Origin of the sequence: Gordonia terrae, from assembly GCF_001698225.1 — a bacterium.
In the GTDB taxonomy this organism is placed as follows: domain Bacteria; phylum Actinomycetota; class Actinomycetes; order Mycobacteriales; family Mycobacteriaceae; genus Gordonia; species Gordonia terrae.
Genome location: NZ_CP016594.1, coordinates 3,388,799 through 3,414,566, shown reverse-complemented (window position 1 = coordinate 3,414,566; position 25,768 = coordinate 3,388,799). Strand labels below are relative to the sequence as shown.

27 protein-coding genes and 1 pseudogene are annotated in these 25,768 nt (G+C 69.4%); 19 read left to right on the top strand and 9 right to left on the bottom strand.

Features of this window, described 5'->3' with window-relative positions; all coding sequences use genetic code 11:
* Nucleotides 1-2: 2 nt before the first annotated feature.
* The 3 genes from glgX to BCM27_RS15250 form a co-directional block, all read right to left on the bottom strand.
* Nucleotides 3-2,612, bottom strand: a complete 2,610-nt coding sequence (glgX, locus tag BCM27_RS15260; RefSeq protein ID WP_033203896.1) for a glycogen debranching protein GlgX — start codon at nucleotides 2,610-2,612, stop codon at nucleotides 3-5.
* A gap of 133 nt (nucleotides 2,613-2,745) precedes the next feature.
* Nucleotides 2,746-4,923, bottom strand: a complete 2,178-nt coding sequence (locus BCM27_RS15255; protein ID WP_033203894.1) for an acyltransferase family protein — start codon at nucleotides 4,921-4,923, stop codon at nucleotides 2,746-2,748.
* A gap of 169 nt (nucleotides 4,924-5,092) precedes the next feature.
* On the bottom strand, nucleotides 5,093-5,650 hold the full coding sequence (locus BCM27_RS15250) for a TetR family transcriptional regulator (protein ID WP_033203892.1): 558 nt from the start codon (nucleotides 5,648-5,650) through the stop codon (nucleotides 5,093-5,095).
* A 178-nt stretch (nucleotides 5,651-5,828) separates the two neighbouring features.
* Here BCM27_RS15250 and BCM27_RS15245 point away from each other — a divergent pair, with 178 nt between their 5' ends.
* Genes BCM27_RS15245 through BCM27_RS15220 form a run of 6 tightly spaced genes read left to right on the top strand, consistent with a single transcriptional unit; the run spans nucleotide 5,829 to nucleotide 11,012 of the window.
* Complete coding sequence (locus tag BCM27_RS15245) at nucleotides 5,829-7,151, top strand: adenosylmethionine--8-amino-7-oxononanoate transaminase (protein ID WP_004021191.1); 1,323 nt, start codon at nucleotides 5,829-5,831, stop codon at nucleotides 7,149-7,151.
* Nucleotides 7,148-8,329 (top strand): 8-amino-7-oxononanoate synthase, encoded by a 1,182-nt coding sequence (locus BCM27_RS15240; RefSeq protein WP_004021190.1) that lies wholly within the window; start codon nucleotides 7,148-7,150, stop codon nucleotides 8,327-8,329. Before BCM27_RS15245 ends, BCM27_RS15240 begins: the two co-directional genes overlap by 4 nt.
* Complete coding sequence (bioD, locus tag BCM27_RS15235; protein ID WP_004021189.1) at nucleotides 8,326-9,066, top strand: dethiobiotin synthase; 741 nt, start codon at nucleotides 8,326-8,328, stop codon at nucleotides 9,064-9,066. Before BCM27_RS15240 ends, bioD begins: the two co-directional genes overlap by 4 nt.
* Before the next feature lie 41 nt (nucleotides 9,067-9,107).
* Nucleotides 9,108-10,145, top strand: a complete 1,038-nt coding sequence (bioB, locus tag BCM27_RS15230) for a biotin synthase BioB (RefSeq protein ID WP_004021188.1) — start codon at nucleotides 9,108-9,110, stop codon at nucleotides 10,143-10,145.
* A gap of 34 nt (nucleotides 10,146-10,179) precedes the next feature.
* Nucleotides 10,180-10,419, top strand: coding sequence for a biotin synthase auxiliary protein BsaP (bsaP, locus tag BCM27_RS15225; RefSeq protein WP_004021187.1), 240 nt, complete (start codon nucleotides 10,180-10,182; stop codon nucleotides 10,417-10,419).
* Nucleotides 10,416-11,012 (top strand): DUF2567 domain-containing protein, encoded by a 597-nt coding sequence (locus BCM27_RS15220; protein WP_004021186.1) that lies wholly within the window; start codon nucleotides 10,416-10,418, stop codon nucleotides 11,010-11,012. Before bsaP ends, BCM27_RS15220 begins: the two co-directional genes overlap by 4 nt.
* Here BCM27_RS15220 and BCM27_RS15215 read toward each other — a convergent pair.
* The gene (locus BCM27_RS15215; protein WP_004021185.1) at nucleotides 10,975-11,706 is read right to left on the bottom strand and encodes an NUDIX hydrolase; all 732 of its coding nucleotides are present in this window, start codon (nucleotides 11,704-11,706) and stop codon (nucleotides 10,975-10,977) included. The genes BCM27_RS15220 and BCM27_RS15215 overlap by 38 nt on opposite strands.
* A gap of 103 nt (nucleotides 11,707-11,809) precedes the next feature.
* Complete coding sequence (gene map / locus BCM27_RS15210) at nucleotides 11,810-12,583, bottom strand: type I methionyl aminopeptidase (protein ID WP_004021184.1); 774 nt, start codon at nucleotides 12,581-12,583, stop codon at nucleotides 11,810-11,812.
* Nucleotides 12,584-12,665: 82 nt separating this feature from the next.
* On the opposite strand from map, the gene BCM27_RS15205 reads away from it, so the two are divergent.
* From BCM27_RS15205 to nadC, 4 genes are all read left to right on the top strand, one after another.
* Nucleotides 12,666-12,926, top strand: coding sequence for a helix-turn-helix domain-containing protein (locus BCM27_RS15205; RefSeq protein ID WP_004021183.1), 261 nt, complete (start codon nucleotides 12,666-12,668; stop codon nucleotides 12,924-12,926).
* Nucleotides 12,923-13,429: a DUF1990 family protein gene (locus BCM27_RS15200; protein WP_004021182.1), complete on the top strand. Its 507-nt coding sequence runs from the start codon at nucleotides 12,923-12,925 to the stop codon at nucleotides 13,427-13,429. The genes BCM27_RS15205 and BCM27_RS15200 overlap by 4 nt, the downstream gene beginning before the upstream one ends.
* 193 nt (nucleotides 13,430-13,622) lie before the next feature.
* The gene (gene nadA / locus BCM27_RS15195) at nucleotides 13,623-14,690 is read left to right on the top strand and encodes a quinolinate synthase NadA (protein ID WP_004021181.1); all 1,068 of its coding nucleotides are present in this window, start codon (nucleotides 13,623-13,625) and stop codon (nucleotides 14,688-14,690) included.
* A complete protein-coding gene (gene nadC / locus BCM27_RS15190) occupies nucleotides 14,687-15,598 on the top strand; it encodes a carboxylating nicotinate-nucleotide diphosphorylase (protein ID WP_033203890.1) in 912 nt (303 codons plus the stop codon). Before nadA ends, nadC begins: the two co-directional genes overlap by 4 nt.
* A gap of 4 nt (nucleotides 15,599-15,602) precedes the next feature.
* Here the strand turns inward: nadC and BCM27_RS15185 are convergent, their stop codons facing one another.
* The 4 genes and pseudogenes from BCM27_RS15185 to BCM27_RS15175 form a co-directional block, all read right to left on the bottom strand.
* Entirely contained in the window at nucleotides 15,603-15,923 is a 321-nt protein-coding gene (locus tag BCM27_RS15185) for a hypothetical protein (protein WP_033204015.1), read from the bottom strand.
* A gap of 111 nt (nucleotides 15,924-16,034) precedes the next feature.
* A pseudogene (locus tag BCM27_RS26370) lies at nucleotides 16,035-16,142 on the bottom strand (hypothetical protein); the annotation flags it as partial.
* 104 nt (nucleotides 16,143-16,246) lie between these two features.
* Nucleotides 16,247-17,887 carry an HNH endonuclease signature motif containing protein gene (locus tag BCM27_RS15180; RefSeq protein WP_004021178.1) on the bottom strand — a complete coding sequence of 547 codons (1,641 nt, stop codon included), beginning with the start codon at nucleotides 17,885-17,887 and terminating at the stop codon, nucleotides 16,247-16,249.
* 206 nt (nucleotides 17,888-18,093) lie between these two features.
* Entirely contained in the window at nucleotides 18,094-18,549 is a 456-nt protein-coding gene (locus tag BCM27_RS15175; protein ID WP_033203887.1) for a hemerythrin domain-containing protein, read from the bottom strand.
* Nucleotides 18,550-18,707: 158 nt separating this feature from the next.
* On the opposite strand from BCM27_RS15175, the gene hisD reads away from it, so the two are divergent.
* The 9 genes from hisD to hisI all read left to right on the top strand — a co-directional run bounded on the left by hisD (nucleotide 18,708) and on the right by hisI (nucleotide 25,740).
* A complete protein-coding gene (hisD, locus tag BCM27_RS15170; protein ID WP_004021176.1) occupies nucleotides 18,708-20,051 on the top strand; it encodes a histidinol dehydrogenase in 1,344 nt (447 codons plus the stop codon).
* Nucleotides 20,048-21,199, top strand: a complete 1,152-nt coding sequence (locus BCM27_RS15165; RefSeq protein WP_004021175.1) for a histidinol-phosphate transaminase — start codon at nucleotides 20,048-20,050, stop codon at nucleotides 21,197-21,199. Before hisD ends, BCM27_RS15165 begins: the two co-directional genes overlap by 4 nt.
* Nucleotides 21,196-21,834: an imidazoleglycerol-phosphate dehydratase HisB gene (gene hisB / locus BCM27_RS15160; protein ID WP_004021174.1), complete on the top strand. Its 639-nt coding sequence runs from the start codon at nucleotides 21,196-21,198 to the stop codon at nucleotides 21,832-21,834. Before BCM27_RS15165 ends, hisB begins: the two co-directional genes overlap by 4 nt.
* The gene (gene hisH, locus BCM27_RS15155; protein WP_004021173.1) at nucleotides 21,831-22,472 is read left to right on the top strand and encodes an imidazole glycerol phosphate synthase subunit HisH; all 642 of its coding nucleotides are present in this window, start codon (nucleotides 21,831-21,833) and stop codon (nucleotides 22,470-22,472) included. Before hisB ends, hisH begins: the two co-directional genes overlap by 4 nt.
* Entirely contained in the window at nucleotides 22,469-22,807 is a 339-nt protein-coding gene (locus tag BCM27_RS15150; RefSeq protein WP_004021172.1) for a hypothetical protein, read from the top strand. The genes hisH and BCM27_RS15150 overlap by 4 nt, the downstream gene beginning before the upstream one ends.
* 66 nt (nucleotides 22,808-22,873) lie before the next feature.
* On the top strand, nucleotides 22,874-23,617 hold the full coding sequence (gene priA / locus BCM27_RS15145) for a bifunctional 1-(5-phosphoribosyl)-5-((5-phosphoribosylamino)methylideneamino)imidazole-4-carboxamide isomerase/phosphoribosylanthranilate isomerase PriA (protein ID WP_004021171.1): 744 nt from the start codon (nucleotides 22,874-22,876) through the stop codon (nucleotides 23,615-23,617).
* Nucleotides 23,617-24,528 (top strand): inositol monophosphatase family protein, encoded by a 912-nt coding sequence (locus BCM27_RS15140; protein ID WP_004021170.1) that lies wholly within the window; start codon nucleotides 23,617-23,619, stop codon nucleotides 24,526-24,528. Before priA ends, BCM27_RS15140 begins: the two co-directional genes overlap by 1 nt.
* A complete protein-coding gene (gene hisF, locus BCM27_RS15135; RefSeq protein ID WP_004021169.1) occupies nucleotides 24,525-25,298 on the top strand; it encodes an imidazole glycerol phosphate synthase subunit HisF in 774 nt (257 codons plus the stop codon). The genes BCM27_RS15140 and hisF overlap by 4 nt, the downstream gene beginning before the upstream one ends.
* Nucleotides 25,299-25,338: 40 nt before the next feature.
* The gene (gene hisI / locus BCM27_RS15130; protein ID WP_004021168.1) at nucleotides 25,339-25,740 is read left to right on the top strand and encodes a phosphoribosyl-AMP cyclohydrolase; all 402 of its coding nucleotides are present in this window, start codon (nucleotides 25,339-25,341) and stop codon (nucleotides 25,738-25,740) included.
* The last annotated feature ends 28 nt before the right edge of the window (nucleotides 25,741-25,768 follow it).

Below are 25,768 nucleotides of genomic sequence, written 5' to 3'. Positions count from 1 at the left end.
GTTCAGGCGGTCTTCCGCAGGACCAGGACCGAGCGGGCGCCGACCGTCACCGACTCGCCGGAAGCGGCCGTCAGTTCGGTCTCCCCGACGGGGTGGGTCGTGTCCAGTTCACCGACCCACTCGTTGCCGTACCAGTTCGGCGGAAGAGTGTAGTCCAGGTCCTCGTAGTGTGCGTTGAAGCAGATGAAGAACGAGTCGTCGACCACCAGTTCGCCGCGTTCGTCCTTCTCGCCCAGGCCGTTTCCGTTGAGGAACACGGCAAGGCTCTTGCCGAACCCGCTGTCCCAGTCCTCGGCGGTCATCTCCTGGCCGGCGGGTGTGAGCCAGGCGATGTCGAGCGCCTGGTCACCCCATCGGATCGGCTTCCCGCCGAAGAACTTCCGACGCCGGAACACCGGATGTCGGGTGCGCAAGGCGATGGCCTTGCGGGTGAACTCCAGCAGGTCGGCGTTCTCCTCGGCGAGTGTCCAGTCCATCCAGGACAATTCGGAGTCCTGGCAGTAGACGTTGTTGTTGCCCTGCTGGGTGCGTCCGATCTCGTCGCCGTGCGCGAGCATCGGCGTGCCCTGCGACAGGAACAGCGTGGCCAGGATGTTCCGCTGCTGCCGTGCGCGCAGTGCGTTGATCTCGGGATCGTCGGTCGGACCTTCGACGCCGCAGTTCCACGATCGGTTGTGGCTCTCGCCGTCGCGATTGTCCTCGCCGTTGGCCATGTTGTGTTTCTCGTTGTAGGACACCAGGTCCCGCAGCGTGAAACCGTCGTGGGCGATGACGAAGTTGATGCTCGCCAGCGGGCGTCGGCCGGTCGCCTCGTACAGATCCGAGGACCCGGTCAACCGGGAGGCGAACTCGCCCAGGGTGGATGGCTCGCCGCGCCAGTAGTCGCGCACGGTGTCGCGGTATTTGCCGTTCCATTCGGTCCACAGCGGTGGGAAGTTGCCCACCTGGTAGCCGCCCTCGCCGATGTCCCACGGTTCGGCGATGAGCTTCACCTGGCTGACGACCGGGTCTTGCTGCACGAGATCGAAGAACGCCGACAGGCGGTCCACGTCGTGGAGTTCGCGGGCCAGCGTGGACGCGAGGTCGAAACGGAAACCGTCGACGTGCATCTCGAGGATCCAGTAGCGCAGCGAGTCCATGATGAGCTGCAGCGTGTGCGGATGACGGCCGTTGAGACTGTTGCCGGTTCCGGTGTAGTCCATGTACATCTCGGGCTCGCCGTCGACGAGCCGGTAGTAGGCGGCGTTGTCGATGCCGCGGAACGACACGGTCGGACCGAGATGATTGCCCTCGGCGGTGTGGTTGTAGACGACGTCGAGGATGACCTCGATGCCCGCGTTGTGGAATTCGCGGACCATCGCCTTGAACTCGGTCACCGCGCTGGCCGGCTGGTCGGGGTTCGACGAGTACTCGATGTGCGGCGCCAGGAAGCCGAAGGTGTTGTAGCCCCAGTAGTTCCGGAGACCCTGATCGCGCAGCACGAAGTCCTGCATGAACTGGTGGACGGGCATCAGCTCGATGGCCGTGATCCCCAGTTCCTTGAGATGGTCGATGATCACCGGATGGCACAGCCCCGCATAGGTACCGCGAAGGTATTCCGGGATGTCGGGGTGGGTCGCGGTCATACCCTTGACGTGCGCTTCGTAGATCACCGTCTGGTGATACGGGCGATTGGGCGACCGATCGTTCTGCCAGTCGAAGTAGGGGTTGATCACCACCGAGACCATGGTGTGCCCGAGCGAGTCCAGTTGCGGCATCTCGTTGACCGGTTCGGCGCCGGCGGTCTGGGCGTTGTCCTCCGCGCTCGGTGCGGCTCCGTTGTCGTCCTGCCCGGTCTCGGCGGGTGGGGCCTCGTCGGTGTTGTCGGCGTCGGGGTCGGCCGCATCGTCGGGCGCGGATGCGTCCGCGTCGCCGGCGCCGTCCGCCTCGGGCCCGGTGTCACCGGCCGCGTCGGTCACGGTGGCGGAAGCCTCGTCGCCGCTGCCGTCGGCCGCGGGTTCGTCGTCGGCCTCGGGAGGCGACGGGAGCGGGTAGGAGAACAGCGATGCGTCGCCGTCGAAGTCGCCGTGGAACGCCTTGCCGTACGGGTCGAGCAGCAACTTGCTCGGGTCGCAACGCAGTCCCTGCGACGGGTCATAGGGTCCGTAGACGCGGAAGCCGTAGAACTGTCCCGGACCGACGTTGGGCAGATAGCAGTGCCAGCAGTATCCGTCGACCTCTTCGAGCCGGATGCGGCGTTCGTGGCCCTCGCGGTCGATCAGGCACAGCTCGACGGCTTCGGCGACCTCCGAGAACAGCGAGAAGTTCGTTCCCACACCGTCGTACGTGGCGCCGAGGGGGTACGGGGTACCGGGCCACACCGGGATCGGCGCCGGCTCGGGGTGGACGAGCGCCTCGGCCTGGATAGGGTCGGACGGCATCGGAACCGGCTCGGAGGTGAGGTCGCCGCTCGGTGGCGCTGCTGTCGTCGAGGTGGTGTCGAGACCTGGTTCGCGGGGCCCACCGGAAGAGCTGGGATCGGCAGAAGAGTGAGGATCGGCGGTGGAGCCGGGATCGCCCGGCTGGGCACCGGGGGCTGGCGGTTCGGTCTTACCCGCCTTCGGCGACGTCATGGGTCGACCCTAGTCGCGTTGTCGCGGGTGGTCATCTCCGGACGCGGTCGGTCGGCCCGGATGTGGGATGTCCCACCGGTGGGCGGTCGCCGACCCCGGGCAGCGGGCGATCAGTCGGCGTCGGCCGGCGTCGTCACGGGACCCCGGGGCCGGTCCACGGCAGCTGTTCCGCCATCTGTCGGCCGAGTTCGTCGGTCAGGCTGCGGACGTAGGTCGCACTCAGGTGATGGGGATCCTTGTAGACCGTGATGTTGCCGACGATGGCCGGGCAGCGGTCGGGGGTGCAGATGCCGTCGGACATGTCGAGCGGGTGGAAGTCCGGTCGCGTCGAGGCCAACGCTGCGGCGGGATCCTCGGGCTCGAGCACGGCGGCGCGATTCGATCCGCAGCTCTCCGCGTCGCCGCCGTCGGCGAGGCAGATCGGCGTGTCGATGGTCCCCTTCGCGTTCTTCGGCCACGGGGTGTCGCGCATGCCGAGTACCGGTACCCCCGCGTCGAGGAAGCGATCGAAGATGGGCACGTAGTCCGGCGGGACCCAGTCGCCGGGTTCGTAGTCCCGCGGTCGGGTCGAGTTCGTCAGGACGGCATCCGGTTTGTCCGCGATGACGCGGTCGATGACGCGCTGCCCCCAGTCGTAGCACTCCGGGTAGGGCACGCCGCGCTGCTTGGGGATCTTGTTCGTCGACAGCGGGCACCCCATCTTGAGGTAGGTCTTCACCTTGAAGCCGTTGCGCTTGCCGAGGGTGTCGAGTGCCGAGATCCACATCTCGGCGTGTGAACCGCCCGCGAGCGCGATGGTGCGCGTCGCGGTGGGGTCACCGTAGACGCCGACGTGGATCTCGTTGTCGGTGAAGTCGCTCATGTACCCGTCGGTCGAGGTCTCGGGGAAGTCCTTGATGACCTCCAGGGCCGACGGCTGCGGGTCGAGTGCGGGAACCGGCCAGCCGTCGAGCAGCGCGCGGGCGCCCGGATACGACCTCGGATCGAGATTCTTCGTGTCGACGACGATGTTGGCGACGTGCCGTTCCCACACGGTGATGCCGACGCCGGTGACGAGGGTGCCGACCACCAGGATCGACGTCACGACCGACGTGTACGACAGCCACCGCGAACGTCCGTCGCGGGTGCCGCGGGTCAGTGCCGACCGGTCGCCTCCGCGCAGTGGGTCCTCGATGTAGCGCTTGGTGAGCCATGCGAGGCCGACCGACACCCCGAGGATGACCACACCCTCGAAGAAGTTCGCGTGGTTCTTGTCCCGCCAGGTCAGGTAGAAGATCAGCAGTGGCCAGTGCCACAGATAGAGCGAGTACGCGATGGTCCCGAGCCACACCGGCCACCGGCTCGCCAGCCATCGGTTGGTGACAGGCATCTCGGTGGCGGCGGCATGGGTGCCGCGCGGCGGCTTCTGCAGGGCGGTCGCGCCCGCCCAGATGATCAGCAGCGTCGCACCGACCGGTACGAGCGCCATCGGACCGGGGTAGGCGTTCACGCCGTCGATCCAGAATCCGCAGCTGACGATCAGTGCCAACGCGGCGACGGTCGCGACGTTGCGAAGCCAGTTGGGGACTCGGAGCGACGGCAACCAGATCGCCAGCAGGCCGCCGGCGAGCGGCTCCCACAGCCGCGACAGCGTGTCGTAGTAGTTGTACGGCTGGTTGATCGCCAGGCCGCGGTGGGCCCAGTAGAAGGAGACGAGGGCGACGGCGAAGACCGCGCCGCCGACCAGGAACCTGATGACCCGGGGATCGGCGAACGGCCGCGCGATCCGGGCGCCGAGTTTGAGAAGCGCCGCGAACGCGAGGGCGACGAGCAGTGTCACGACGAAGAACTGGCCCTGCACGGACATCGACCAGATGTGCTGCAGCGGGCTGTTCGCCGAGCTGGCGGCGAGGTAGTCCTGCGAGTTCTGTGCCAGATACCAGTTCTGGTAATACAGCGCGCTTGCGATGACCTCACGCCCGACGTTGGCCCAGCGGGTCTGCGGCAGGATCAGCAGCGTCAGCACGGTGACCGCGATGAGCACCGTGAACAGTGCCGGCAGCAGGCGTTTGAGGAGCCGCTTGAGCCGCGGCCACGGGTTCAGCGTGTCGCGGAAGGTGACATGCGGCGCCTGACTGGAGATCGCGTGGCGCAGCAGCGACCCGACGAAGAAGTACCCCGAGAGCGTGAGGAAGACGTCGACGCCGCCGGAGACCTTCCCGAACCACACGTGGAAACAGGCGACGAGGGCGATCGCGATGCCGCGCAGGCCGTCGAGGTCGGTGCGGTATGCGGGCGTCGTCGGCGTCGAGGGGGACGACTCCGGCGCCACTACTCGCGTCGTCGATGCCACAGGGCGTGTTCTTTCCGGTGGGGGACAGATCGGTCTCGAGGGCCGGGCCGCGATGACCGGCTAGCAATGTACTCGCCGAAGCTGTGAAATACCGATTCCGGCAACTGTGACACTCGCGCGGAACCGGGCATCGGCCGTCGCGGTGGGATCACCGGGAGCCGCGTGTCCGGGCCCCGTCGAGGATGATGGCCAGCCCGTCGCGGAACTCGCCGGCGAAGTTCCGTCCCGATGGTCCGGTGACGCCGAGGCGCTCCATCTGTGCGCGCGTCTGTTCTTCGATGGTGAGGCCGATCACGAGCTGGCACAGAGCCGTGCTGACCGCCTCGGCGTCGCGCAGCGACAACCCGCCGGCCGACCCGGCGGCGATGATGTCGGCGGTGATCGCCTTCGACGACAGCCCGCTGGCCCAGCTCGACGACACCACCTCCGCGCTGTCGGGCACCGCGAGCAGTGCGCCGCGCATCCCGGACGCGAGCCGATCGAGGCGTTCGTCCCATGCCAGCCCGGTGTCGGGGATCGCGACCGCGTCCAGGATGTCGTCGGCGAGCGCGGCCAGCAGAGTCTGTTTGTTGGGGAAATGCCAGTAGAGCGCGTTGGGGCGCACGCCGAGCTCGGTGGCGAGCCGTCGCATCGACAGGTCGGCCAGGCTGTGCTCGCCCAGGATGTCGCGGGCGGCGCGCAGGACGTCGGTGCGACTGTTGCTCACCCGCGTCAGCGTAGTGATCTCCCGAATCGGGCATCCGACCCGCCCCTGTACACCGTTCAGGACTGCCTGTACGGTGTTCAGGAATACTGGACGGTGTCCAGGACGGCCGCCGCAGCCCGGCGCACTCACAGCCACCACGGACATCACATCGAGCCATGGCAACCAGGGGAGGAACAGCGTGGATTCCGAAGTCGTCAGTCGCGTCGACGCCGACCACATCTGGCATCCGTACGGCGCTCTGCCCGCGACCACTCGGCCGCTCGTGGTGACCTCGGCGTCCGGGGTCCGCCTCGAACTCGCCGACGGGCGCTCGGTGGTCGACGGCATGAGCTCCTGGTGGGCGGCGATCCACGGGTATCGCCACCCGCGCCTCGATGCCGCCGCCGCGGCGCAGCTCGGCCGGATGTCACACGTCATGTTCGGCGGGCTCACCCACGAGCCGGCCGCCCGGCTGGCGGAACTCCTCGTCGAGATCACCCCGGCGGGGCTGCAGAAGGTGTTCTTCTGCGATTCGGGATCGGTGTCGGTCGAGGTGGCGGTCAAGATGGCGCTGCAGTACTGGCGCAGCCGCGGGCAGACGGGGCGTACCCGTCTGCTCACCTGGCGCGGCGGCTACCACGGCGACACCTTCGCCCCGATGAGCGTGTGTGATCCCGACGGCGGCATGCACGCGATGTGGTCGGGCGTGCTCGCGCGGCAGATCTTCGTCGACGCGCCGCCGGCCGACTTCCGGGCCGACTATGTCGCCGAACTGGAGCGGACCGTGCTCGCGCACCGCGACGAACTCGCCGCGATCATCGTCGAACCCGTCGTCCAGGGCGCAGGCGGAATGCGATTCCACGATGCGGCGTATCTACGTGCACTCCGCGAGATCTGCGACCGCCACGACGTCCTGCTCGTGTTCGACGAGATCGCCACCGGATTCGGCCGTACCGGAACGCTGTTCGCGGCCGACGCCGCTCCCGCTGCCGACGGCGGGACGGGTGTGTCGCCGGACATCATGTGTGTCGGCAAGGCGCTGACGGGCGGCTACCTGACCCTCGCCGCGACCCTGTGTACGACGGAGATCGCCGAGGTGATCAGCGCAGGGGAGGCGGGCGGCCTCGCACACGGTCCGACCTTCATGGCCAACCCGCTGGCGTGTGCGGTGGCGGTCGCGGCGATCGAGCTCCTGCTGGAAACGCCCTGGGCCGAGCGGGTGTCGGCGATCGAGCGCGGACTCGCCGAGGGGCTGGAACCGCTCCGGGAACTCGACGGCGTCGTCGATGTGCGGGTCCTCGGCGCGATCGGCGTCGTCGAACTCGATCGACCGGTCGACATGGTCGCGGCGACCGACGCCGCGGTCGACGCGGGCGCCTGGCTGCGGCCGTTCCGCACCCTCGTCTACACGATGCCACCGTTCATCAGCACGTCCGAGGACATCGCGGTGATCGTCCGCGGGATCTCCGCGGCCGTCCACGCGACGGTGGGCGATCGCGCTCTGGTCGGGGTCCGGTCATGACCTCGGCTCAGGCACAACGGGACTCGACGGTCGTCACCGGCGCGGAGGTCGGGCTGGCGTGGCTCGCCGGCGCCGCGCGGCGGCGCGCCGACGCCGGATTGCATCGCCGTCCGCATGTCCGGCGTGCCGGTGCCGGGGAGATCAACCTCGGCTCCAACGACTACCTCGGGTTGTCGACGCACCCCGCGGTCGTCGCCGGGGCCCGTGCCGCCGCGGATCGGTGGGGCGGGGGATCGACGGCCTCCCGTCTGGTGGTCGGCACCACCCAGGCGCACATCGACCTCGAAGACGATCTCGCCGACTTCCTCGGCTTTTCGGCCGCGCTGACCTTCTCGTCGGGTTACCTCGCCAATGTCGGCGCCGTCACCGCGCTCGCGACACGCGGCGACCTCATCGTCAGTGACACCGGTACCCATGCATCACTGATCGACGGCTGCCGGTTGTCCCGCGCCCGAGTCGTGGTCGTCGATCGCGGCGACCACGAGGCCGTGCGGCGGGTGCTGGCCGAGCGCACCGAGAGCCGCGCGCTGGTGGTCACCGATTCGGTGTACAGCATCGACGGTCAGCCGGCGCCGGTCGCGGATCTGTATGCCGCGGCCCGCGCGCACGGCGCAGCCCTGCTCGTCGACGAGGCCCACGCCCTCGGTGTGCGCGGTCCGGGCGGACGGGGACTCGTTGCCGAGCAGGGCCTTTCGGGGGCGCCCGACCTCGTCGTCACGACCGTGCTGTCGAAGTCGCTCGGGGCGCAGGGCGGTGTTGTCCTCGGATCGGCGGTGCTGCGGTCGCACCTGATCGACTGCGCTCGCACCTTCATCTTCGACACCGGCCTCAATCCGGCCGCGGTGGGTGCCGCGCATGCCGCCCTGACGATCCTGCGCGCCGAACCCGGTCTGCCGGACCGGTTGCGCGCCAACGCCCGTCGGCTGGCATCCGCCTGCGGCGTCGACGAACCGGCCGCCGCCGTGATCTCGATCGTCGTCGGGGATCCGCAGCGTGCGGTGGCGGCCGCGACGGCGTGCCGCGACCGCGGCGTGCTCGTCGGATGCTTTCGCCCGCCCTCGGTTCCGGTCGGGACCTCGAGGCTACGGATCACCGTGCGCGCGGATCTCGACACCGACACCCTCGACCGGGTGGCCGCCGTCGTCGACGCGGCCCTGCGCGAAGTCGGTGCACGGTGAGCACCAGAACACGAGGCACCGTCCTCGCCGTCACCGGGACGTCGACCGACGTCGGGAAGACCGTCGCGACAGCGGCACTCGCCGCGGCTGCACGCGGTTCGACGGCCGTCTGCAAACCGGTCCAGACCGGGATCGGCCACGACGAGCCCGGCGACCTCGCCGAGGTACGACGCCTCGCGGGCGACGTCACGGCCGTCGAGCTGTACCGCTATCCCGAGCCCCTCGCCCCCGACACCGCCGCGCGGCGCGCCGGGATGCCACTGGCCGATCCGACGGTCATCGTCCGGGGGGTGGACGATCTGGCGGTGTCACACGACCTCACCCTCGTCGAAGGGGCGGGCGGTGTGCTCGTGCGACTGGGGGAGTCGGCCACGATCCTCGACATCGCCGCGGCCACACTCGCTCCCGACACCGCCGACGGTCTTCTGATCGTCGTGGCGCCCGGACTCGGCGCGCTCAATCACGCCGAGCTCACCGTGGGCGCGGTGCGGGCGCGCGGCCTGCGCCCGGCCGGTCTCGTGATCGGTTGGTGGCCGGACGATCCCGACCTCGCGATGCGCTGCAACCGCACCGATCTCCCGCGGGTGACCGGGGTACCGGTGGTCGGCGTACTGCCCGCGGGCGCGGCGAGTCTCGCACCCGCCGACTTCCGGAGCCGCGCATCGTCCTGGTTCGACGACGAGTGGCTCACGACTCTGTCACCCACGTGCCCGGAACAGCTCGTCCGGACGCCCTGAACCGTTCCCGCAGCGGAACATCCATCCAAGGAGTATCACCAGTGACCCAGGCAACAGTCGACGCCGCCACCTCGGCCCCGGCGTCGGACGACATCCTCGCCATCGCCCGCACGCAGGTGCTCGACCGCGGCGAGCCCCTCGATCAGGAGCAGGTCCTGCAGGTTCTGCGACTGCCGGACGATCGGCTCACCGAACTGCTGCAGCTCGCCCACGACGTGCGGATGCGCTGGTGCGGACCGGAGGTCGAGGTCGAGGGGATCATCTCGCTGAAGACCGGCGGGTGTCCGGAGGATTGCCACTTCTGTTCGCAGTCCGGCCTTTTCGCCTCGCCGGTGCGCAGTGCCTGGATCGACATCCCCTCGCTGGTCGAGGCGGCCAAGCAGACCGCCAAGACCGGCGCGACCGAGTTCTGCATCGTCGCCGCGGTACGCGGTCCCGACAAACGCCTGCTCAGCCAGGTCGCGGCGGGTATCGAGGCGATCCGCAACGAGGTCGACATCCAGATCGCCTGCAGCCTGGGCATGCTCACCCAGGACCAGGTCGACCAGCTGCGCGACATGGGCGTGCACCGCTACAACCACAACCTCGAGACCGCGCGGAGCCACTTCCCGAACGTGGTGACGACGCACACCTGGGAGGAGCGGTGGGACACCCTGCGCATGGTCCGCGAAGCGGGTATGGAGGTCTGCTGCGGTGGCATCCTCGGCATGGGCGAGTCCCTGGAACAGCGGGCCGAGTTCGCCGCCGAGCTGGCCACCCTCGAGCCCGACGAGGTGCCGCTGAACTTCCTGAACCCGCGGCCCGGCACCCCGTTCGGCGACCTCGACGTGCTGCCCGCCGCCGAGGCCCTGAAGTCGGTCGCCGCCTTCCGCCTCGCGCTGCCGCGCACCATCCTGCGCTTCGCGGGTGGGCGCGAGATCACCCTCGGCGATCTCGGCGCCAAGCAGGGCATCCTCGGCGGCATCAACGCCGTCATCGTCGGTAACTACCTGACGACCCTCGGTCGGCCCGCCGAGGACGACCTCGACCTCCTCAGCGACCTGTCGATGCCGATCAAGTCGCTGAACGACACGATCTGACGGGTACGTCCGCAGCGATGGGTAGCGTGTTCTCATGATCGACACCGTCCCGGGTCCACTCGCCGAACCGTGCCGGTTCGGCGTCTTCACCGGACTCGAAGTGGAACTGCAGGCCCCCGACGCCGTTCCGCCCGCCGCTCGGTTGGGTCTCGAACCCCCTCGCTTCTGTGGGCAGTGCGGACGCCGGATGGTGGTCCAGGTGCGACCCGACGGGTGGGATGCGCGCTGCTCGCGGCACGGCACCGTCGACTCGACGGAGCTGGGGCGCCGGTGAACCCGCCGGTCCGCACCGTCCCCCGGTTGGCCGTCGTCTCCGTCGGTGTGGCTCTGCTGGGTGCGGTCGCCGGGGTGATCTGGGCCCTTCTCACCCCGCCCACCACCGGGGTCGTGTTCGACGGACTCCGCCGCGACGACATCCCCGCCGATTTCGGCGGGGTGGGGGCCTTCGCCGTGACGATGTTCGGCTACGGCGCCGTCGCCGTCCTCGTGGTGTGGTTCGCGGCCCGTTCGTGGCGGGGTGTCAGCGGTTTCGTGTGGCCGGCACTGGCTGTCACGGCCGGCTCGGCGCTCGCGGCGACGGTCGGGATGTGGGTCGCGGGACTGCGATTCGACGACGATCCGACCGCGCTGCCGGTCGACGCGACCTACCGGATCGCGCCGGAGCTCTGGTTCGACGGCGCCACACGGTCGGGGTCGAGCGAGCCGTGGACACTCCTCATCTGCGCTCCGTTCGCATTCGCAGTCGTCTACCTGGTGTGCGTGTTGTCTTCGCGGACCGCTGATCTCGGCGTCGGCGACCTCGCGGACGACGCCTCGTCAGCGGAGGTGCTCACATCGGCGGGCGCAGCGTCGCGAACTCATCCGTGACGCGTAACTCCTTCTCGGCGAAGGCGTAGAGGGCGGGCGGGCGTCCGCCGCTCCGGCCGGTCTTGCCGACGGTACCGGTGGCGACCACCACGGCGCGCCGGCTCAGGATGCGGAGCAGGTTGGTCGTGTCCACTGGATAACCCAGTGCGGCGCAGTAGATCTCCGACAACGCCGACATCGGGAACCGCGCCGGCGCCAGCGCGAAGGCGATGTTGGTGTACGAGAGTTTCGCGGCGAGCCGATGCCGGGCGGCGTCGACGATCTCGGTGTGGTCGAACGCGAGCGGGGGGAGCGCGTCGACGGCGAACCAACCCGCGGCCTCGGGCGGCGTCGCGGCCGCGTCGGAGGGCACGAGGCCCATGTAGGTCGACGCGATGGTGCGGACCGCGGGCACCCGGCGCGGATCGGAGAAGACCGACAGCTGTTCCAGGTGTGCGATCTCCCGGACGTCGAGAGAATCCGCGACGAGTCGACGTGCGCTCGCCGACAGTGTCTCCGCGGCACCGACCCCGCCGCCGGGGAGGGTCCAGACGTCATCGACCGACCGCGACAGCAGGACGCACAGCGACGGGCTGTCGATGTCCGAACCGGATCCGGAATCCGGCGCGACCCGGATCTGGAACACCACGGTCAGGACTTCCACCCGGAGGGTCGTACCGTCGGCGATGGGTGGCTCGGACCCGGCGGCTGGCATGCGCACGATTGTAGGGTGCGTACCCTCCGCCGGTGACCGCTGCTGGTTGAGCCGGCTCCGAGCGCGAGCGAGGCGCCGTGTCGAAGCCACCCGGTGACCTCGACTACCCGCCCCGGTTCGTGGTCAGGATCAGCGCCTCGCCCTCGGTGACGGCGATCGTGTGCTCGCTGTGGGCGCCGCGGGAACCGTCGAAAGACCTGATGGTCCAGCCGTCGGCGTCGAACTTGATCCGTTCGGAACCGAGGGTGAACCAGGGCTCGAGCGCGAGGGTGAGTCCCGGGCGCAGCTTCATGCCCCGACCGGCCCGGCCCACATTCGCGACGTGCGGGTCCTCGTGCATGGTTCGACCGAGGCCGTGTCCGCCGAACTCGGTGTTGACCCGATATCCGTGCGCGGCGGCGACCGCGCCGATCGCCGCCGAGATGTCACCGATCCGTCCGCCCGGGCGTGCCGCGTCGATGGCCGCTGTCAGTGCCTCTTCGGTGGCCGCGACGAGGCGCTGGTCCTCGGCCCGCGGGGTTCCGACGATGACACTGCGCGCGGAGTCGGCCACCCAGCCGTCGATCGCGACGGCGATGTCCATCGACAGCAGGTCGCCGTCGGCGAGGACGTAGTCATGCGGGAGGCCATGCAGCACAGCATCGTTCACCGACAGGCAGATCACGTTGCGGAAGGGCCCGCGGCCGAACGACGGCGAGTAGTCCCAGTAGCACGACAGCGCGCCGCGCGCGGCGATGAGTTCCCGCGCACGCTCCTCGAGGTCGAGGAGGTTGACCCCGACGTCGGCGCGGCCGGCGACGTCGTCCAGCAGATCTGCGATGAAGGCGCCCGTCACCCCCATGGCGGCAACCTCGGCGGGTGACTTCAGTTCGACCATTCTCGTCCTCTCGAATTCGATGTGCGGTATAGAAATACCACCATCGTCGGTATTTGTATACCGGAGCCGCTACTATCGCCTCATGGTGCGTAACCCGCTGACCCCGGAACAGATCGCGGCAGGTCGTCGTCTCGGTGCTCGTATCCGCGAGCTGCGCGGCGACCGCCCGCTCGGCGACGTCGCGCTCGGCGCGGGCATCTCGCCGGAGACCCTGCGCAAGATCGAGACCGGACGCATGCCGACCCCCGCCTTCGCGACCATCGCGGCGCTCGCCCGCGCGCTCGGCGCCTCGCTCGACGATCTGGCTCTCGTCCTCGACGCCGAAGTGGCGCGGGCGGGGTGAGCGGCGACCGATCGGCACTCACCTATCCGGAGGTCGGCGCGACATCGGGCACGCTGCCGCCCGGTTATCACCACTTACGCCGGTCGCGGGTCATCGGTTCGGGGGCTGCGTGCTTCGCCACGGCGGGTCAGCGAATTCTGAACTGGGACATGCATCGTCATGCCGGCTTCGGCGTCGACGCGTCCACCCCCGCGGCGACGGTCGGCGCTGACGTCGACCTGCGGGTCGGGGTCGGTCCACTCGGGATCGTCGCGCGGTGCCGGGTCGTCGAGGTGCTCGACGCCCCTCGTGAACAGGGTTTCGCCTATGGAACGCTCCCCGGGCATCCAGAGGTCGGCGAGGAACGCTTCTGGGTGGAATGGCTCGCCGACGACACGGTGGTCGGGCATGTCGTCGCCTTCTCGCGCCCGGGGCGGTGGTTCACCCGGCTGGGCGGGCCGGTCGGGCGCCTCGCCCAGTCGCGAATCAGCGAGCGCTATCTCGATGCTCTGATGTGCCGATGAGCTGAACCGGATCGTGGCCGGGGCCGGCGCCACGGCCCGGCCAGGTCGCGGGAATGCTCCGGGTGTGGCGAATGTTACGATGCATAGCGTTTTCGACCATGAGTCGAAAACCTGCCTCGGACACACGGCCCGTGATCTGGGGAACCAGCGTCCCGGAGACGGAACTCGTCGCCGGGCAGCCAGAGGAGTGGCAATGAGCATCACCAGCGATCGCCCCGCGGCCGTGACCGCGCCTGCAGTGTCGGCGCTCATCGATGCGCAGTGGTACGACGCGCCCGGCGGATACACCGGTATCGAGCCGACCCAGGAATGGGCAGACGAGGTCCGCCGTCTCGCCAAGGCGCGCAACGCGACCCTGCTCGCACACAATTACCAGCTCCCGGCCATCCAGGACGTCGCCGACCATGTCGGCGACTCGCTGGCCCTGTCGCGGATCGCCGCCGAGGTCGACTCCGACGAGATCATCTTCTGCGGCGTCCACTTCATGGCCGAGACGGCCAAGATCCTGAGCCCGGAGAAGCGGGTCCTGATCCCCGACGAGCGCGCCGGGTGTTCGCTGGCCGACTCGATCACCGCCGACGAACTGCGTGCCTGGAAGGCCGAGTTCCCCGACGCGCTCGTGGTGTCCTACGTCAACACGACCGCCGAGGTGAAGGGTCTGACCGACATCTGCTGCACGTCGTCGAACGCCGTCGACGTGGTGGCCTCGATCGATCCCGACCGGGACGTGCTGTTCCTGCCCGACCAGTTCCTCGGCGCACACGTCAAGCGTGAGACCGGCCGCGACAACATCCACATCTGGGCGGGCGAATGCCACGTCCACGCCGGCATCAACGGTGACGAGCTGACCGCGCAGGCGAACGCGCACCCCGATGCCGACCTGTTCATCCACCCCGAATGCGGGTGCGCGACGTCGGCGCTGTACCTGGCGGGCGAGGGCTTCGTGCCCGAGGAGAAGGTGAAGATCCTCTCGACCGGAGGGATGCTCGACGCGGCCCGCGAGACGGGTGCGAAGCAGGTCCTGGTCGCCACCGAGGTCGGGATGCTGCACCAGTTGCGCAAGGCCGCCCCGGGTGTCGACTTCCAGGCCGTCAACGACCGCGCCTCGTGCCCCTACATGAAGATGATCACGCCCGCCGCCATGCTCCGGTGCCTGCGGGAGGGTCGCGACGAGGTGTTCGTCGACGCCGATGTCGCCGAGAAGGCGCGCAAGAGTGTCGAGCGGATGATCGCGATCGGCAACCCCGGATCGGGCGAATGAGCGCTGGCGTGAGCGACGATTTCGTCGGTCAGGCCGCGGGCGGCGAACTCGGCGTCGCGGTCACCGACGAGGTCCGCGCGTTGATCCGGACCGCCCTCGACGAGGATCTGCGGTACGGACCCGACGTCACGACCGCGTCCACGGTGCCCGCCGACGCGGTCGTCGACGCGGCGATCGTCAGTCGCGCGCACGGCGTCATCGCCGGTGTGCCCGTGGTCGAGGCGGTCTTCGACGAGGTGATCGGCGCGGGCGAGTACACGATAGGAGCCCGGGTCGAGGACGGCAGCCGCGTCGAACCGGGCACCGTCGTATTGTCGGTGCACGCCCCGACGCGCGCGCTGCTGACCGCGGAACGCACTGCGCTGAACCTGATCTCGCACATGTCGGGGATCGCGACGGCCACCGAGGCCTGGGTCTCGGCCGTCGAGGAGACGGGCGCGAAGATCCGGGATTCCCGCAAGACTCTGCCCGGAATGCGCCACCTGCAGAAGTACGCGGTGCGGGCCGGCGGGGGAGTCAACCATCGCATGGGTCTCGGCGATGCGGCACTCATCAAGGACAACCACGTCGCCGCAGCCGGTTCGGTCGCGGCCGCACTGCGAGCGGTGCGGGACGCGGCTCCCGGGCTGCCGGTCGAGGTGGAGGTGGACTCGCTGGCGCAGCTCGACGAGGTCCTCGAACTGAGGCCGCAGCTCGTCCTGCTGGACAATTTCGAGCCGTGGGAAACGCAGATGGCCGTCCAGCGACGCAACACGCGCTCGCCGGAGACGAAATTGGAGAGCTCCGGTGGTCTGTCGCTCGACGTCGCCATCGACTACGCCCGCACCGGCGTCGACTATCTCGCGGTCGGTGCGCTGACCCATTCGGTCACCGTGCTCGACCTCGGGTTGGACATCCCCGCGCCCTGAGGGATCAGTTGCCCGGGTCGCCGGTCCGAACATCGACCTCGAACACCTCGGTACGGGCGATGACCCGGTCCCGTTCGTCGGCGAGCGCCGTGCGGCGCGGATCGGCGAGATAGGCGTCGAGTGCACTGCGGTCGGCGAGACGCAGGATCTGCACCTCATGCGGCGTACCGCCCTGTCCGTCGCCGACCACCCGGTTGAGCACCGCACCGCCGTGCTCAGGGAGCAGATCGAGGACGGTGTCCTCGTATCGGGTGAGGTCACCGGCCGCGTCGTCGTGCGCCCAGAGCAGGCAGCAGAGGTGTAGCGGCGATCGCGGGTTGGGCACGACCGGAGGATATCGATGCACCTCGGATCGCACGTAGCGGCCTGGACGCCAGACATACGCGAATCTGGACCTTCGCCGGAAAGTGATCTGGCTCTTCGTGACTCGAATGGTCACGTCATCACCAAGGGTCCGGACCGCCCGCTCGGTGGCGAGGAAGATCGCCAGGCCCGTCGGCGAGCCCGAGAAGAAGTCGGCGGCAACGTCAGGAACTGTTCCCATGGCGCTGTTGATGGTGCCACCTGACCGGTCCCGGACCCTGTGGTCGACGAACCCGAGAGCGTCGGGAATCCTCTGCCAGCAGGTTTGCGACCTCTCGGGCGCGGTCAGTGGGTGGCGAGGAGCTCCACGAGGTGTGCTTCGACGAGGGAGGGCCGGGGTGGGGGTGGTCCGGGTCGGGGTGGTCGGACGTCGATGACGTGGCTGATGTTCAACCATGACCGGCGCACGTCGTGGAAGTGTGGCGCCTCGGGGCGTGCTTGATCGCCAGGCCGGGTTGGTGGTCCGTGGATCTCGTTGCGCACTGTTTTCAGGTGGTGGGTGAACCGCCGGGGTATGTCGGGTCGGCGGTTGATGTGTTCGGGGTTGGGTGGTGCTCCGGGTTCGGCGTTGAGTCGCCAGACGCAGCGGCCTTCGTCGGGTCCGGAGCGGACAATGTGGGTGGTGTACTGGCCGGGCTGGTCGCCGACCATTCGGTTGTGTCGTGGGCAGGCCGGGGCGAGGTCGCCGATATTGGTGAGACCGCCCTTGGCCCAATCCTTCTGGGCGTGATGGAGTTCGACCTGGGTGGCGGGTTGATTGCAGCCGGGAGCCGAGCACACCTCGCCGTCGGGGCGGGCGAAGGAGACGAGGCGTTGTTCGCGGGTGGCCAGACGCTTCCCCCTACCGAAATGCAGCGGCACCGCGGTGGCGTCCTTGAATACTGCCAACCATGGTTGAAAGTCGCCGGCCATCGCGATCAGGTCGGGGATGGGCAGCAGGGTGCCGGTGGCGGTGGTGGCGAGCCCGGCTTCGCGGATCAGGTCGCCCAGATCGGCTTTGATGATCAGATGGGCGGGCAGGCCGCGGTGCGACGTTCCGAGAATCCCGTCGGCGAAGCCAGCGGTGAGTGCGGCGTCGAGCGCATCGTGATTCGTCTGGGCGAGGGTGCGGCCGTCACGATCGGCTGCGAGCGCGAGGGCGTCGGGGTCGGCGGTGCCGGCCGGACCCTGGGGTGAGGCGGGGTCGTCGGGGTTGTTGAGTCCGGGTTTGCCCCAGACGGCGAACATCATCGTCAACCGGGCGTGGAGTGCGGGAGTGAGGGTGCCGGAGATGGTGGCGGTACCGTCGGCTCGTTGGCGTCCGATCCACAGGCCGCGGCGTCGTTTCTGGTCGGTGTCGTGGGCCAGGGTGCCGTCGGGGTCGAGGTGGGCGAGCAACCGCGCACCGAGTTGCGTGATGTCGGCAGGCGTGCAATCGGCGGCGATCTCGGCCATCTGCCGTTCCGCAGCGACTTTCACATCGTGGTCGACAGCGTGGGGGATCTGGTCGAGGACATCGAGGGCGGCCTGGACGTGGGCGGTCCCGACCGTTCCTGCGGCGAATGCTGCGGCCAGGGTGGGGTGTTCCGGTTCGAGGCGGTCGCCGCTGAGGCACGTGAGCGTGGCGGTGGCGTTGAGGTGCTTGCGCCGCCGAACCGGGTTGGAGACGCGGAGTCGGTGGTTCATGAACTGGATGAGGGTGCGGTACCCGGTCTTGCGTGGCAGGTCACGACCCTCGACTTCGGCGACTTGCCGGTCACCGGCGTACGTGGTTCGGGCAATGGCGCGTTCGGTCGCGGCGGCGACCTCGATCAATTCTTCGTCGGTGCACGGAGACAGATTGACGGTCTGCAGTTCGTCGAGGATCGCATGCAGCTCGGCCACCAGCTCGACGGCACGCGGTTGGGGCGCAGCCGAATCGTCGTCGACGTGTGTGGTGTCGGCCATGACGGTCACCTCCCCCGAGAACCGTTGATGCGAATGTACGTTCGAGTGTACACGAGAATCGGGCAGCGGAGGATTCGAGATATGTTGTCGCGCAAACCTATTGATGCAATCTGCGGGCGGTGGGAACTGTCGGTGTCGTGTGGTAGGCGCCATCTGGTCAGCCCGGCGACCCAGCTCAGGCAGGCGTGTGGGCACCCTCCCGACGCCTACACGCCGTGGTCGAGCAGCTTCTCCCCGGGATGCGCGTGCTCCCAGGCGGCGATCGCGGCATCCCACTGATCCCCGTCGAGAGTCGTCACCGACGCGGGGAACAGTGCGTCCTCCTCTTTCGCGATGTGCCGGTGCAGCCCGTCGACCTCGCGTCGGAACCGGTCGCGGTCGGCGGGATCGGACAGGTCCATCGACGTCAGGAACGCATTGAGCTCCCGGTGCTCGGCGATGAGCGGGTCGATGTACCCGGCGAAGAGGTCCCGGTCGGTGTCGAGCAACTGGGCGAACAATCCGTCTTCCTCGCCGCGCCAGTGTGACCGCAGTTCGATCACGAGCCGGTCCGCGAGCCGGCGGGCGGTGTCGCGGTCGTCGGCATCGAGCGCCCGCACCGCGTCGCCGCCGAGGTTCACGGCCCGTTCGTGTTCGGCGGTGTAGTCGCGGAGCAACGGCATGTCCCGGCACCCGCAGTATTGGCACACTTTCGCGTCCTCACGGTCGTGGGCGATTCCGTTGTCCACCGTAGAAGAACCGTCGCACCACCCGCACCAGAAACCCACTGGCATCCGACACGTATCCTTGTCGGGTAAATCCGCAGCCACCAGGAGAGATCATGCTCGCCCGAATTGACCTGCGCGGTAGCACGCCGACACTCGCCGAGTTGCGTCGTGCTCTGCCCCGCGGGGGTACCGATGTCAATGCCGTCCTCGACACGGTGACGCCGGTGGTGCATGCGGTGGCCGAGAACGGCACCGAGTCCGCACTCGACTTCGGCGAGAAGTTCGACGGCGTCCGCCCCGCATCGGTCCGGGTGCCCGCCCAGGTCATCGCCGACGCCCTCGCCGAACTCGACCCGCAGATCGCCGACGCGTTGCGCGAATCCATCCGGCGCGCGCGCACGGTCCACGCCGACCAGCGTCGCGAGACCACGCGCACGCAGGTCGTCGACGGCGGCGTCGTGAGCGAGAAGTGGATCCCGGTCCGTCGCGTCGGTCTGTACGTTCCCGGCGGCAACGCCGTGTACCCGTCGTCGGTCATCATGAACGTCGTGCCCGCCCAGGAGGCCGGGGTCGGCTCGCTGGTCGTCGCCTCGCCGCCGCAGAAGGACTTCGGCGGCTGGCCGCACCCGACGATCCTCGCCGCCTGCGCGCTCCTCGACGTCGACGAGGTGTGGGCCGTCGGTGGTGCCCAGGGGGTGGCCCTGCTCGCCTACGGCGGTCACGACACCGACGCCGCCGACGCGCCGAACTCCGTCCTCGACCCGGTCGACCTCATCACCGGCCCGGGCAACATCTACGTCACCGCGGCCAAGCGACTGTGCCGCAGCGTGGTGGGCATCGACTCCGAAGCCGGACCGACCGAGATCGCGATCCTCGCCGACGACTCGGCCGATCCCGGCATCCTCGCCTCGGACCTCATCAGCCAGGCCGAACACGACGTGCTGGCGGCCTCGGTGCTCGTTACGGACAGCGCCGAACTCGCCGACGCCGTCGACGCCGCGCTCGACACCCAGGTCGCGGCCACCAAACACCGTGAGCGTGTGCTCACCGCACTGTCGGGGGAGCAGTCGGGCGTCGTTCTCGTCGACGACCTCGACGCCGGGCTCGCGGTCGTGGACGCCTATGCGGCCGAACACCTCGAGATCCAGACGCGCGATGCCGCCGCGGTCGCCGACCGCGTGCACAACGCGGGCGCGATCTTCGTCGGCCCGTATGCCCCGGTGAGTCTCGGTGACTACTGCGCCGGCTCCAATCATGTTCTGCCGACGTCGGGTTCGGCGCGCTTCGCCTCGGGTCTCTCGGTGCAGACGTTCCTCAAGGGCGTCCACGTCATCGACTACGACGAAGCCGCGCTGCGTGAGGTCGCCGACAAGGTGGTGACCCTGGCCGACGCCGAGGACCTGCCCGGTCACGGCGACGCGGTCAAGCAGCGCTTCGTGAAGAGTGCCGCCCGGTGACCGCGTCCGATGCGGTGGTGGGTGCAGTCGTGCCGGGTGGCTCGATCAGCGTCGACGACCTGCCGCTGCGCGCCAACCTCCGCGGCAAGAGTGCCTACGGCGCACCGCAACTCAAGGTTCCGGTGATCCTGAACACCAACGAGAACCCGCACGCGCCGTCAGCGGCCCTGATCGACGACGTCACCGCGTCGGTGCGCGAAGCGGCCGCCGAGCTGCACCGCTATCCCGACCGCGATGCCGTCGCCCTTCGTACCGACCTCGCCGCTTACCTGACCCGGGCCACCGGTGTCCGGCTGGGCGTCGAGAACCTCTGGGCGGCAAACGGTTCGAACGAGGTCCTGCAGCAGCTGCTGCAGGCCTTCGGCGGACCGGGCCGCAGCGCGCTGGGCTTCGTCCCGTCGTACTCGATGCACCCGATCATCGCCGACGGCACGGACACCACCTGGCTGGTCGCCGCGCGCGCAGGCGACTTCTCCCTCGACACCGAGTACGCCGTCGCCGAAGTCGCCAACCGCGAACCCGACGTCGTCTTCGTGACCTCGCCCAACAACCCGACCGGCGGTTCCATCCCGCTCGCCGATCTCCGCCGGATCGTCGAGGCCGCACCGGGCATCGTGATCGTCGACGAGGCGTACGCGGAGTTCTCCGCGGCGCCGAGCGCTGTCGAGCTCATCGACGAGTTCCCGGCGAAGGTCGTCGTCAGCCGCACCATGAGCAAGGCGTTCGCCTTCGCCGGCGGGCGCCTCGGGTATCTCGCGGCGGCACCGGCCGTCGTCGACGCGATCCAGCTCGTCCGGCTGCCGTACCACCTGTCCGTGCTGACCCAGGCTGCGGCGCGCGCGGCCCTTCGGCACAGCGACGACACCCTCGCCGGTGTCGCGGCGATCATCACCGAACGCGACCGTGTGGTCGCGGAACTGAGCGGTCTCGGATATCGCGTCGTCGACTCCGATTCCAACTTCGTGCTCTTCGGCGGTTTCCGGGATGCAGCGACGTCGTGGCAGCGTTACCTCGACCAGGGCGTCCTCATCCGCGACGTCGGGATCGCCGGCCACCTGCGGGTGACCGTCGGACTCGCCCACGAGAACGACGCCTTCCTCGACGTCAGCCGCACCCTTGCCACCACAGATCTGGAGAACACCCAGTGACCAACCCCGCATCCGAGAGCCGGGCACCCCGCATCGCGAAGGTAGAACGGGCCACCCGGGAGTCCTCGATCACCGTCGAACTGAACCTCGACGGCACCGGCGTGACGAACATCTCGACGGGCATCGCCTTCTTCGACCACATGCTCACCGCGTTCGGTCAGCACGGCAGCTTCGACCTGACCGTCGAGGCGAAGGGCGACATCGAGGTCGAAGGCCACCACACCATCGAGGACACCGCGATCGTGCTCGGCCAGGCGCTGGGTCAGGCGCTGGGCGACAAGAAGGGCATCCGCCGCTTCGGCGACTCGTGGATCCCGATGGACGAGACCCTCGCCCAGGCGGTGGTCGACGTCTCCGGCCGTCCGTACTGCGTGCACACCGGGGAGCCCGAGCACATGCTGACCGCGGTGATCGGCGGCTACCCCGGCGTGCCGTATTCGACGGTCATCAACCGGCACGTCTTCGAATCGATCGCTCTCAACGCTCGGATCGCCCTGCACGTCCGTGTGCTCTACGGCCGCGACCAGCACCACATCACCGAAGCCGAGTTCAAGGCCGTGGCCCGTGCGCTGCGCGCCGCCACCGAATACGACGCGCGCGTCACGGGTGTGCCCTCGACGAAGGGTGCGCTGTGAGCGCCGTCGATGTCACCATCCTCGACTACGGGTCGGGCAACCTGCGGTCGGCGCAGCGCGCGCTGGAACGCACCGGGGCACAGGTGACCGTCACCTCCGACTTCGACACCGCCCTGAACGCCACCGGCCTCGTCGTGCCCGGCGTCGGCGCCTTCGCCGCCTGCATGGAAGGTCTGCGCGCCGTGAAGGGCGACCGGATCGTCGGTCGCCGGCTCGCCGGGGGCCGGCCGGTCCTGGGCATCTGCGTCGGCATGCAGATCCTCTTCGAACGCGGCGTCGAGTTCGGCGTCGAGGCGGACGGGTGCGGGGAGTGGCCGGGCAGCGTGACGCAGCTGCCCGCGCCGGTGTTGCCGCACATGGGGTGGAACACGGTCGACGCGCCCGAGGGGTCGGTCCTGTTCGACGGGCTCGACGCCGACACCCGCTTCTACTTCGTGCACTCCTACGCCGCACAGGCGTGGGAGATGGACAGCGACGGCTCTCGGCTGCGTGCACCCAGACTGACCTGGGCCGAACACGGCGGGCGCTTCCTCGCCGCGGTCGAGAACGGGCCGCTGTCGGCCACCCAGTTCCACCCCGAGAAATCCGGTGACGCCGGCGCCCACCTGCTGGAGAACTGGGTTCGGGGACTCTCGTGACCGGCGGCACGCCGCGCCCGGACGACGACCCCGGGCACGGCGACGGACACCGCGGCTCACCGATCGAGTCCGGGCCGGCCGACGCCGCATCGGCGCCCGCCGGTTTCTCGATCGCGAAACTCGCCTTCTACGCTCTCGGTGCGGGTGTGCTGGTCCTGATCGTCTCCATCCCGATCATCGCGCTCTGTGCGCGCTGGTCGCCGGTCGCCGGACTCGTCGCCGCGCTGGTGGCGGTGGCGGCGATGATCGCCGCGATCGGTACCGTTGCCAACCGCATGGTCGACCGCGCCCGGGCGGACCTGATCGCGGCGCGCGACGGTCACCACCCGGCCTGACCCGACACCCGAGCACGTCCCGACAGCCGAATCCCTCGATCCAGAACAGACAGGACAGATTCACCCATGGGTAGCACCCTCGAACTCCTTCCCGCCGTCGACGTCGCCGACGGGCAGGCGGTCCGCCTCGTCCAGGGCGCGGCCGGCACCGAGACCTCCTACGGCTCGCCGCGCGATGCCGCGCTGGCGTGGCAGCGGGACGGCGCGGAGTGGATCCACCTCGTCGACCTCGACGCGGCTTTCGGCCGGGGCGACAACCGCGACCTGCTGGCCGGCGTCGTCGGCGAACTCGACGTGAAGGTCGAGTTGTCCGGCGGCATCCGCGACGACGATTCGCTGGCGGCCGCCCTCGCGACCGGCTGCACCCGCGTGAACCTCGGCACCGCCGCGCTGGAGAACCCGGAATGGTGTGCCCGCGCGATCGCCGAACACGGCGACCGCATCGCGGTCGGTCTCGACGTGATCCGTGACGGTGACTCCTACCGCCTTCGCGGTCGTGGCTGGGTGACCGACGGTGGCGATCTGTGGGAGGTCCTTGAGCGGCTCAACCGCGACGGATGCGCCCGCTACGTGGTCACCGACGTGTCGAAGGACGGCACCCTGCAGGGTCCGAACCTCGACCTGCTCGCCGAGGTCGCGGCGGCCACCGACGCCCCGATCGTGGCCTCGGGCGGAGTCTCGGCCATCGAGGATCTGGTCGCGATCGCCGGCCTCACCGGACAGGGTGTCGAGGGCGCCATCGTCGGCAAGGCGCTCTACGCGGGCCGCTTCACGTTGCCGGAGGCGCTGAGCGCGGTCGCCGGGGTCTGATGAGCTCGTCCGACACCTCTCTCGACCTGCCCCGGTTGCTCGACACCGCCGGGTCGATCCTCGACGCCGCGGTCGACCGATTCGTCGACGGGCAGGGCGCACCGAGCGCGATCAACAAGGGCGGCACCGACTTCGCCACGCAGATCGACCTGGATCTCGAACGGCACATCGGGGCCGAGCTCGCCGATCGCACGCAGATCCCGGTGCACGGTGAGGAGTTCGGCGGTGCCGACGTCGTCGACGGGCCGGTGTGGGTGCTCGACCCGATCGACGGCACGTTCAACTACTCGGCGGGGCTGCCGCTCACCGGAATCCTGCTCGGTCTCGTGGTCGACGGCGAGGCCACCCTCGGGATGACCTGGCTCCCGCTCGTGGGGCGCCGGTATGCCGCACACGTCGACGGCCCGCTGCTCATCGACGGCGAGCCCGCTCCGCCGGCCCCCGACCCCGTCCTCGCCGAGGCGGCCATCGCCTTCGGACCCTTCGATGCCCGCGGTGGCGGCAGGTACCCCGGCTCGCGCCGCGCCGACCTCCTGCGCGAACTGAGCACGCGTGCCGCCCGGATCCGCATGACCGGGTCGACGGGGGTCGACATGGCCTTCACCGCAGCCGGCGTGTTCGGCGGGGCGATCGCCTTCGGCCGGCACCCCTGGGACAACGCCGCGGGCGCCGCACTGGTCCGTGCCGCAGGCGGCGTGGCGACCGACATCGCCGGCCGGCCGTGGACGGTGGCCTCGCCGTCCCTGGTCGCGGGCACACCGACCGTGCACGCCGAGCTGATGGGTGTCATCGCCGAGACGGTCCCGGAATGGGCCCCAAACTCCATCACCCCAGACCCCATCACCCCAGACTCCATCACCCCAGACTCCATCAACCCAGATTTCACCACCCCGAAGGAGACCCGACGATGACGCTGGCGACCCGGGTCATCCCGTGCCTCGACGTCGACGACGGCCGTGTGGTCAAGGGCGTCAACTTCGCCAACCTGCGCGATGCAGGCGACCCGGTCGAACTGGCCGAGCGCTACGACCGCGAGGGTGCGGACGAGCTGACCTTCCTCGACGTCACCGCGTCGAGCTCGGGACGGTCGACGATGATCGACGTCGTCAAGCGCACTGCCGATCAGGTCTTCATCCCGCTCACCGTCGGCGGCGGCATCCGGACCGTCGACGACGTCGACACCATGCTGCGCGCCGGGGCCGACAAGGTCAGCGTCAATACGGCGGCCATCGCCCGGCCCGATGTGCTCGCCGAGATGAGCCGTCGTTTCGGCTCGCAGTGCATCGTGTTGTCGGTGGATGCGCGGACCGTGCCGGCGGGGTCGGAGCCCACGCCGTCGGGCTGGGAGGTCACGACCCACGGCGGCCGCAAGGGCACCGGAATCGACGCCGTCGAATGGGCACGCCGCGGCCAAGATCTCGGCGTGGGGGAGATCCTGCTGAACTCGATGGACGCCGACGGCACCAAGCAGGGCTTCGATCTGCGCATGCTGACGGCCGTGCGCGCCGCGGTGTCGGTGCCGGTCATCGCCAGCGGCGGCGCCGGCCGCATCGAGGACTTCGCACCGGCCGTGGAGGCGGGCGCCGACGCCGTTCTCGCGGCCTCGGTCTTCCACTTCGGTGAACTCACCGTGGCCGAGGTGAAGACGGCCATGCGCGACGCCGGGATCACCGTCCGATGAGGAGTCCCATGTGCTCCCGAACCGACCAGGAAGGACGCTGATGGCCCTCGATCCCGATCTCGCCGCACGCCTGAAACGAAACTCCGACGGCCTGTTCACCGCGGTGGCCCAGGAACGCAGCACCGGGACGGTGCTGATGGTCGCCTGGATGGACGACGTCGCGCTCGAGCGCACGCTGGCCACGCGGAAGGGCACCTACTACTCGCGGTCGCGCCAGGAGTACTGGGTCAAGGGGGAGACCAGCGGGCACACGCAGTACGTGCACGACGCCCGGATCGACTGCGACGGGGACACCGTGCTGCTGGTCGTCGACCAGGTCGGCGCGGCCTGCCACACCGGCAATCACAGTTGCTTCGACACCGAGTCGCTGACGTTCGGGATCGACGCGGGACCCGATTCCGGGGCCGACGCCGGGCCGGGCTCGCCGGACCCAGCAGAATAGAGCCCCAGACACGAGTCCCGGGACAGAC

Excerpts from the sequence above, each read along its gene's own strand:
- priA (WP_004021171.1), top strand. The coding sequence starts at position 22,874 with ATGGGTAGCACCCTCGAACTCCTTCCCGCCGTCGACGTCGCCGACGGG.
- nadC (WP_033203890.1), top strand. The coding sequence starts at position 14,687 with ATGAGCGCTGGCGTGAGCGACGATTTCGTCGGTCAGGCCGCGGGCGGC.
- hisD (WP_004021176.1), top strand. The coding sequence starts at position 18,708 with ATGCTCGCCCGAATTGACCTGCGCGGTAGCACGCCGACACTCGCCGAG.
- BCM27_RS15205 (WP_004021183.1), top strand. The coding sequence starts at position 12,666 with ATGGTGCGTAACCCGCTGACCCCGGAACAGATCGCGGCAGGTCGTCGT.
- nadA (WP_004021181.1), top strand. The coding sequence starts at position 13,623 with ATGAGCATCACCAGCGATCGCCCCGCGGCCGTGACCGCGCCTGCAGTG.
- BCM27_RS15140 (WP_004021170.1), top strand. The coding sequence starts at position 23,617 with ATGAGCTCGTCCGACACCTCTCTCGACCTGCCCCGGTTGCTCGACACC.
- BCM27_RS15215 (WP_004021185.1), bottom strand. The coding sequence starts at position 11,706 with ATGCCAGCCGCCGGGTCCGAGCCACCCATCGCCGACGGTACGACCCTC.
- hisI (WP_004021168.1), top strand. The coding sequence starts at position 25,339 with ATGGCCCTCGATCCCGATCTCGCCGCACGCCTGAAACGAAACTCCGAC.
- hisF (WP_004021169.1), top strand. The coding sequence starts at position 24,525 with ATGACGCTGGCGACCCGGGTCATCCCGTGCCTCGACGTCGACGACGGC.
- map (WP_004021184.1), bottom strand. The coding sequence starts at position 12,583 with ATGGTCGAACTGAAGTCACCCGCCGAGGTTGCCGCCATGGGGGTGACG.
- bsaP (WP_004021187.1), top strand. The coding sequence starts at position 10,180 with ATGATCGACACCGTCCCGGGTCCACTCGCCGAACCGTGCCGGTTCGGC.
- BCM27_RS15240 (WP_004021190.1), top strand. The coding sequence starts at position 7,148 with ATGACCTCGGCTCAGGCACAACGGGACTCGACGGTCGTCACCGGCGCG.
- glgX (WP_033203896.1), bottom strand. The coding sequence starts at position 2,612 with ATGACGTCGCCGAAGGCGGGTAAGACCGAACCGCCAGCCCCCGGTGCC.
- BCM27_RS15175 (WP_033203887.1), bottom strand. The coding sequence starts at position 18,549 with ATGCCGTTGCTCCGCGACTACACCGCCGAACACGAACGGGCCGTGAAC.
- BCM27_RS15180 (WP_004021178.1), bottom strand. The coding sequence starts at position 17,887 with ATGGCCGACACCACACACGTCGACGACGATTCGGCTGCGCCCCAACCG.